This is a genomic window from Lacisediminimonas sp. (assembly GCF_030645335.1).
GTDB lineage: Bacteria > Pseudomonadota > Gammaproteobacteria > Burkholderiales > Burkholderiaceae_D > Lacisediminimonas.
In genome coordinates this window covers 1-6994 of sequence record NZ_JAUSNH010000038.1, presented here as the reverse complement: position 1 = coordinate 6994, position 6994 = coordinate 1, and the positions used below count along the sequence as shown (strand labels likewise).

The 6994-nt window shown below is 62.9% G+C and carries 6 protein-coding genes and 1 pseudogene; 6 read left to right on the top strand and 1 reads right to left on the bottom strand.

What is annotated here, in order from left to right:
• The 6 genes and pseudogenes from Q7T64_RS02675 to Q7T64_RS02650 form a co-directional block, all read left to right on the top strand.
• Positions 1-230: pseudogene (locus tag Q7T64_RS02675) on the top strand (ABC transporter substrate-binding protein); the annotation flags it as partial.
• A 123-nt stretch (positions 231-353) separates the two neighbouring features.
• Positions 354-2243 (top strand): ABC transporter permease, encoded by a 1890-nt coding sequence (locus Q7T64_RS02670; protein WP_304790735.1) that lies wholly within the window; start codon positions 354-356, stop codon positions 2241-2243.
• Positions 2240-3010 (top strand): ABC transporter ATP-binding protein, encoded by a 771-nt coding sequence (locus Q7T64_RS02665; protein WP_304790732.1) that lies wholly within the window; start codon positions 2240-2242, stop codon positions 3008-3010. Before Q7T64_RS02670 ends, Q7T64_RS02665 begins: the two co-directional genes overlap by 4 nt.
• Positions 3007-3744, top strand: coding sequence for an ABC transporter ATP-binding protein (locus tag Q7T64_RS02660; RefSeq protein ID WP_304790729.1), 738 nt, complete (start codon positions 3007-3009; stop codon positions 3742-3744). The genes Q7T64_RS02665 and Q7T64_RS02660 overlap by 4 nt, the downstream gene beginning before the upstream one ends.
• Before the next feature lie 30 nt (positions 3745-3774).
• Complete coding sequence (locus Q7T64_RS02655) at positions 3775-4791, top strand: alpha/beta fold hydrolase (protein WP_304790727.1); 1017 nt, start codon at positions 3775-3777, stop codon at positions 4789-4791.
• An 85-nt stretch (positions 4792-4876) separates the two neighbouring features.
• Positions 4877-6253, top strand: a complete 1377-nt coding sequence (locus tag Q7T64_RS02650; RefSeq protein WP_304790723.1) for an MmgE/PrpD family protein — start codon at positions 4877-4879, stop codon at positions 6251-6253.
• A gap of 78 nt (positions 6254-6331) precedes the next feature.
• On the opposite strand, the gene Q7T64_RS02645 is transcribed toward Q7T64_RS02650, so the two are convergent.
• A partial coding sequence (locus Q7T64_RS02645; protein ID WP_304790720.1) for a CaiB/BaiF CoA-transferase family protein occupies positions 6332-6994 on the bottom strand: 663 nt, incomplete at its 5' end.

Here is a 6994-nt window from a genome sequence, read left to right as displayed (position 1 = left end):
CCACCGACAGCGAAAAGCTGGCAGCCGCCTTCAAGGGCTTGCCGGTCAACACCCCGTTTGGCCCGATCGTCTACCGTGCGCAGGATCACCAGTCCACGCTGGGCACGTATGTCGGCCGACTCGGCATCAAGGATGGAAAGGGTGTCATGGTGAACTACAAGTATGCGGACGGGGCCAGCTACCAGCCGACCGATGCCGAAGTAAAACAGATGCGGCCAGCTTCCAACTAAGGGCCGCCGGCCACGCCGGGCGTCGTTGGCGACGTCCGGTGTGGATTTGACTGTTGTCGCAGTGGCCCTGGTCCATTGCGGCGCGCTAACCTGTCACCGTTCATTGTTCCGCACCCACACTCCATGAATTTATCCGGCCTGGCAGTACAGTTGCTCAACGGATTGGCCAATGCCTCTTCGCTATTCCTGGTGGCGGCCGGACTGTCGCTGATTTTCGGCGTGACGCGCATCGTCAATTTTGCGCATGGCTCGCTGTACATGCTGGGCTTGTATATCGCCTACTCGCTGATCAATTTCTTTGGCGTGACGGCGCTCGGCTTCTGGGGCGGCGTAATGCTGGCGGCGCTGGCGGTTGCCGTGATCGGCGTGCTGATCGAGGTACTGCTGCTGCGCCGTATCTATCAGGCGCCGGAACTGTTCCAGTTGCTGGCGACGTTCGCGCTGGTGCTGGTGATCAAGGATGCGGCGCTGTACCTGTGGGGCTCGGAAGATTTGCTGGGACCGCGCGCGCCGGGTCTGTCGGGCGCGGTCGAGATCTTCGGGCAGCGCTTCCCGACTTACAGCCTGCTGTTGATTGCGGTGGGTCCGATCGTGCTGGGCCTGTTGTGGTTATTGCTCACCCGCACCCGCTGGGGCACGCTGATCCGCGCCGCCACCCAGGATCGCGAGATGGTGAATGCGCTCGGCGTCAATCAATCCTGGCTGTTCACGTCTGTTTTTGCACTGGGTGCGTTCCTGGCCGGACTGGGCGGCGCCATCCAGATTCCCAATGAGCCGGCCAACCTGCACCTGGACCTGATGACGATCAGCGATGCGTTCGTGATCGTCGTCGTCGGCGGCATGGGCAGCATACCGGGCGCTTACCTGGCGGCGCTGATCATTGCCGAGACCAAGGCGATTTGCGCAGCGATCGGCACGGTGAATATTTTCGGCATCTCGTTTGCCGTATCGAAGATGACGCTGGTGGCGGAATTCCTGATCATGGCGATCGTGCTGGTGTTCCGCCCCTGGGGCCTGCTTGGCCGCAGGCAGGCGCCGAGCCGGCAGTCGGGCACGCTGGAGGCGCCGCTGCGGCAAGCCAGCCAACGCGGCCGCATGGTGGCGATCGGCGTGTTTGCCGCCTTGCTGCTGTTGCCGCTATTGGGCAAGGTCGCGCCGTACACGGTGGTGCTGTCGATCGATATTTTGATTGCGGTGCTGTTTGCCACCAGCCTGCATTTCGTCATGGGGCCGGGCGGCCTGCATTCATTCGGCCACGCTGCCTATTTCGGCCTGGGGGCTTATGGCGCGGCGCTGTTCCTGAAAGGACTGGGGCTGTCGATGTTGCCGGCGCTGTTGCTGGCGCCCTTGCTGGCGGCGGTGTGCGCATTCGTGTTTGGCTGGTTCTGCGTGCGGCTTTCCGGCATTTATTTTGCGATGCTGACGCTGGCGTTTTCCCAGATCGTCTGGTCGGTGGTCTACCAGTGGGACAACGTAACCGGCGGCAGCAACGGCATTGTCGGCATGTGGCCGCCGCCGTGGCTGGCTGACAATCGCCTGTTCTTCTATCTGGTGCTGCTGCTGTGCGGCGCCGGCGTGCTGATGATCCGGCGCATCCTGTTTTCACCGTTCGGCTACGCCATGCGCGCCGCCCGCGATTCCTTCCTGCGCAGCGACGCCATCGGCATCGACGTCAAGCGGGTGCAGTGGGTCGCATTCATCCTGGCCGGCTCGTTTGCCGGTCTGGCGGGCGCCTTGTTCGCCTTTTCCAAGGGCAGCATTTCGCCGGAGGCAATGGGCATCGCGCGCTCCGTGGACGGGCTGGTCATGGTGTTGCTGGGCGGGGTGCAGACCCTGACCGGGCCGCTGGTGGGCAGCGTACTGTTCACGTGGCTGCAAGATACGCTGGCGCGAGAGGTCGAGTACTGGCGTGCGGTGCTTGGCGGCGCGATCCTGGTCATTGTGCTGGTGTTCCCGGCCGGTATCGTCGGTTCGCTGCAGCGCTTGCTGGGCAAAGGGGAGAAGCACGCATGAGCTTGCTGCGCGTGAGTAATCTATCCAAGGCCTTCGGCGGCGTGAAGGCGGTCGACGATGTGTCCTTCGAGCTGCCAGCCGGGCAGTTGCTGGCGCTGCTCGGGCCCAATGGCGCGGGAAAGTCGACCTGCTTCAATATGGTGAATGGACAGTTTCCGCCGGACAGTGGGTCGATCAGCTTCGACGGCCAGGAATTGGTCGGCATGCCGCCGCGCGATATCTGGCGGCTGGGCGTGGGCCGCACTTTCCAGATCGCCGCCACCTTCGGCTCGATGACGGTGGCCGAGAACGTGCAGATGGCGCTGATTTCCCGCGAGCGCAAGATCTTTCATTTCTGGCGTGCCGCCAGTTCCTTCTATCGGGACGAGGCGCATGATTTGCTGGGCCAGGTCGGCATGTCCGCCCAGGCCGATCGCCCCTGCGGCGTGCTGGCCTATGGCGATGTGAAACGGGTGGAGCTGGCGATTGCACTGGCCAACCGGCCGCGCCTGTTGCTGATGGACGAGCCGACTGCCGGCATGGCGCCCAATGAGCGCAACGAGTTGATGGCGCTGACCAAGAAGCTGGTGGTGGAGCGCAATATCGGCGTGCTGTTTACCGAGCACAGCATGGACGTGGTGTTTTCCTATGCCGACCGGATGATCGTGCTGGCGCGTGGCCGCGTGATTGCCGAAGGCGACGGCGAATCGGTGCGCAACAATGAGAAAGTGCAGGAGGTGTACTTCGGTTCCGGCAAGACTTTCTCCTTGCGCAAGGAGGTGGCATGAGCATGGACGTGAGCACAGGCGCAAACTCGATGATGCTGGAACTGGCTGGCGTCAACGCCTTCTACGGACGGGCGCAGATCCTGTTCGATGTGTCGCTCAATATCGGCCGCGGCGAAGTGGTGGCCCTGATGGGGCGCAATGGCGCCGGCAAGTCGACCACGATGAAGGCCGTCATGGGGCTGTTGCAACGCACGCGCGGCAGCATCCGGTTTGGCGCGCAGCAGATCAATGGCCTGCAACCGTATGAGATCGCCCGCCTGGGGCTGGGCTTCGTGCCGGAAGACCGGCGCATCTTCACCGACCTGAGCGTGATGGAAAACCTGGAAGTCGGCAAGCAGGCTGCGCGTGCCGGCGTGGCGGCGTGGACGCCCGAGAAACTGTTCAGGCTGTTTCCCAACCTGGGCGAAATGCCGCACCGTGCCGGCGGCAGCATGAGCGGTGGCGAACCGCAGATGCTGACCGTGTCGCGCACGCTGATGGGCAATCCGTCGCTGCTGCTGCTGGACGAACCCTCGGAAGGGGTGGCGCCGGTGATCGTGGAGCAGATGGCCAACATGATCATCGAACTCAAGAAGCAGGGCATCTCGATCCTGCTGTCGGAGCAGAACGTACAATTCGCAGAACTCGTCAGCGACCGGGTTTATGTACTCGAAAAAGGCCAGATCCGCTATCAGGGCACGATGGAAGAACTGGCCAAGGATGAATCGGTGCGGCGCAGTTACCTGAGCGTGTAGGCACAGCCAACCACAAAGACCAGAAACAGCATGAGCGATTACGATATTTTTGACGCCGGCGATGTGCGGCTGCAAAGCGGCGAGACATTCAAGGGGCTGAAGTTGGCGTACAAGACTTACGGCGTGCTCAACGCCGACAAGTCCAATGCCATCCTTTACCCGACCTCGTTCGGGGCCCAGCACCTGGATACGCAGTGGCTGGTGCAGGAGAGTGCGCCGCTTGACCCTTCGCGCTACTTCATCATCATTCCCAATATGTTCGGCAATGGCCTGTCGTCGTCGCCGGGCAATACCGCCCACACCCCTTACGGAACCAGTCACTTTCCGCTGATTTCGCTGTCGGACAACGTGCATGTGCAGCATCGATTGCTGAGCGAAGTGTTCGGCATCCGCAAGCTGGCGCTGGTGTATGGCTATTCGATGGGCGGGCAGCAGGCGCTGCACTGGGGCGCGCTTTATCCGGACATGGTGGAGCGGCTGTGCGCAGTCTGCGCCACGGCAAAAACGGCCGCCCACACCTGGGTGGTTTTCGAAGGCGTGAAAGCGGCGCTGACCGGCGACCCGGCCTTTGGCGAACGCTGGTTCAGCGCCCATCCGGAACGCGGCCTGAAAGCCATGGGACGGGTGTATGCCGGCTGGGGATTCTCGCAAGCGTTCTATCGGCAGGGCCTGTACCGGCAGTTCGGTGCGAAGACGCTGGAAGAATTCCTGGTCAGCCACTGGGAAGCGCGCTTCACCCGCCGCAATGGCAATGACTTGCTGGCGATGATCGCCACCGTGCAGGCGGCCGACCTCGGTGCGGACCCGATGTTTGGCGGCGACCTGGACGCCGCCTTGCAGCGCATTTCCGCGCGCACCTTGCTGATGCCGTCACAGACGGATTTCTATTTTCAGGTGGAAGACGTGCGCAACGAAGCCAGCCAGATTGCGCGCGCCGAAGTTTGTCCGATCCCCTCGGTATGGGGCCACCGGGCCGGCAATCCGCAATCGCATGAGCCGGATCGCCAATTTATTTTCGGCAAGCTACAGCAACTGCTGGATTCATGAGTCCATGACGCCGGCATCCGTCGCGGCCCCGCCCTACCAAACGACACGATTACCAACACGATTACCAACAAGAGGTTGACATTCCATGGCAAGAAATACCACGGTCCAGGCGGACCAGAACGCCCCCGCCATCACCCAGATGCTGGCCGATTTCGTGGCAAGCCATCCCTCGCGCGGATGGAGCGACCAGGTCGACAATGAAGCGCATCGAACCTTTGCCAACTGGACCGGCTGCGCAATCGGCCCGGCCACGCACGAGACAATGGTGGCGGCACTGGCTGCGGTGCAGGAGCTCGAACCTGCGCCGCAGGCGGCCGTACTGGGGCGCAGCGAACGGGTCGATATTGCCAACGCGGCACTACTGAACGGCATCAGTTCGCATACCTTCGACTTCGACGACACGCACCTGAAGACCATCATCCACCCGGCCGGCCCGGTCGCTTCTGCGGTGCTGGCGCTGGGCGAGCGCCTGGGCTCGTCCGGACGCGAGCTGATCGATGCGCTGGTGCTCGGCATTGAAGTGTCGTGCCGGGTCGGCAATGCTGTCTACCCGGATCACTACGACCGTGGCTGGCACATCACCGGTTCCACCGGCATGCTGGGCAGTGCAGCGGCCTGTTCGCGGCTGTTGAAGCTGGATGCGGAACATACCCGGATGGCACTGGGCATTGCCGCGTCGCAGCCGGTCGGGCTGCGCGAACAGTTCGGCACCATGACCAAGCCCTTCCATCCGGGCGGCGCGGCCAAGGCCGGCCTGATGTCGGCCTTGATGGCGCGCCACGGCTTCACCTCTTCCAAGCGCGCGCTGGAAGCGCCGCGCGGGTTGCTGCAGGTTTTTTCCGACAAGACCGATTGGGCCGAGGTCACCGAGGGTCTGGGCCAGTCATGGGAAGTTGCGCTCAATACTTACAAGCCGTTTGCCTGCGGCATCGTGATCCATCCGAGCATCGACGGTTGCGTGCAGTTGCGCCAGGCGCATGGCCTGCGCGCGCAGGACATAGAAAAAGTGACGCTGCGGGTGCACTCGCTGGTGCTGGAGCTGACCGGTAAAAAGACGCCGGTCAACGGGCTGGAGAGCAAGTTCAGCGTGTTCCATTCCTGCGCGGTCGGCTTGTTGTATGGCCGTGCCGGCGAACATGAATACACCGATGAAGTGGTCAACCGGGCTGAAGTCACGGCCTTGCGCGCTCGGGTAGAGGCGACGGTGGATGACAGTATCGACGAAGCCTCGTCCGATGTGACGATCCATACCCGCGACGGGCGCACCCTGCATCTGTTCGTCGAGCATGCGATCGGCAGCCTGGAGCGGCCATTGCCGGAAGACATGCTCAAGGCAAAATTCGTCGACCAGGCGGCCGAGGTGATCGGTAAAGACAAGGCGCAACAGGCCTGGGACGTATCGCGCCGGATCGCGGATTATCCGACCCTGTCTGCGCTGATCGAGGCAGCTACCCTGCGCTGACAGGGACGGCAGCAACGGTAACAGCCGCAGCGCGGACCACGGCCATCACGATGGCCTGGTCCGGGTGTTGCCCGCCAGTCAGATCACGCCACTGGCGCGCAGCGCGGCAATCTCTTCATCGCTTTTGCCCAGTACCGTCGCCAGCACATGGTCGGCATGTTCGCCCAGCAGCGGCGGCGCTTGGCTGTAGCTGACCGGCGTTCCCTTCAGGCGCAGCGGACTGGCGATGGTGCCCACCGTGCCGCCGTCGGCGCGCGGCAGGTCGATGCGCAGTGCGCGGTGCTGCACCTGTGCATCCTCGAATACCTGCTGGTAATTGTTGATCGGGCCGCAGGGCACATCATTGGCTTCCATGCGTTCGGTCCATTCTGCGCTGGAGCGGGTTTTCATGATGGCTTCGAGTTGCGGAATCAGCCGCTCGCGCCCGGTAATGCGGTCCTGCACGCGCTTCCATTGCGGGTCATTGCCCAGCTCGCTGTGGCCGATCGCGTCGCAATAGCGCCGCCATTGGCCATCATTGCCCACGGCCACCACCATCTGGCCGTCAAGCGTATCGAATAACTGATACGGCACCATGGTGGCGTGGCCGTTGCCATAGCGGTGCGGCACCTTTCCTGTGGCGAAGTAGCCGGTCACCTGGTTGCCACCGATGGCGACGATCGAATCCAGCAAGGCCATGTCGATGTACTGGCCGCGGCCGCTGACGCTGCGGTGGTTCAGCGCGCCGAGGATCGCAATGCT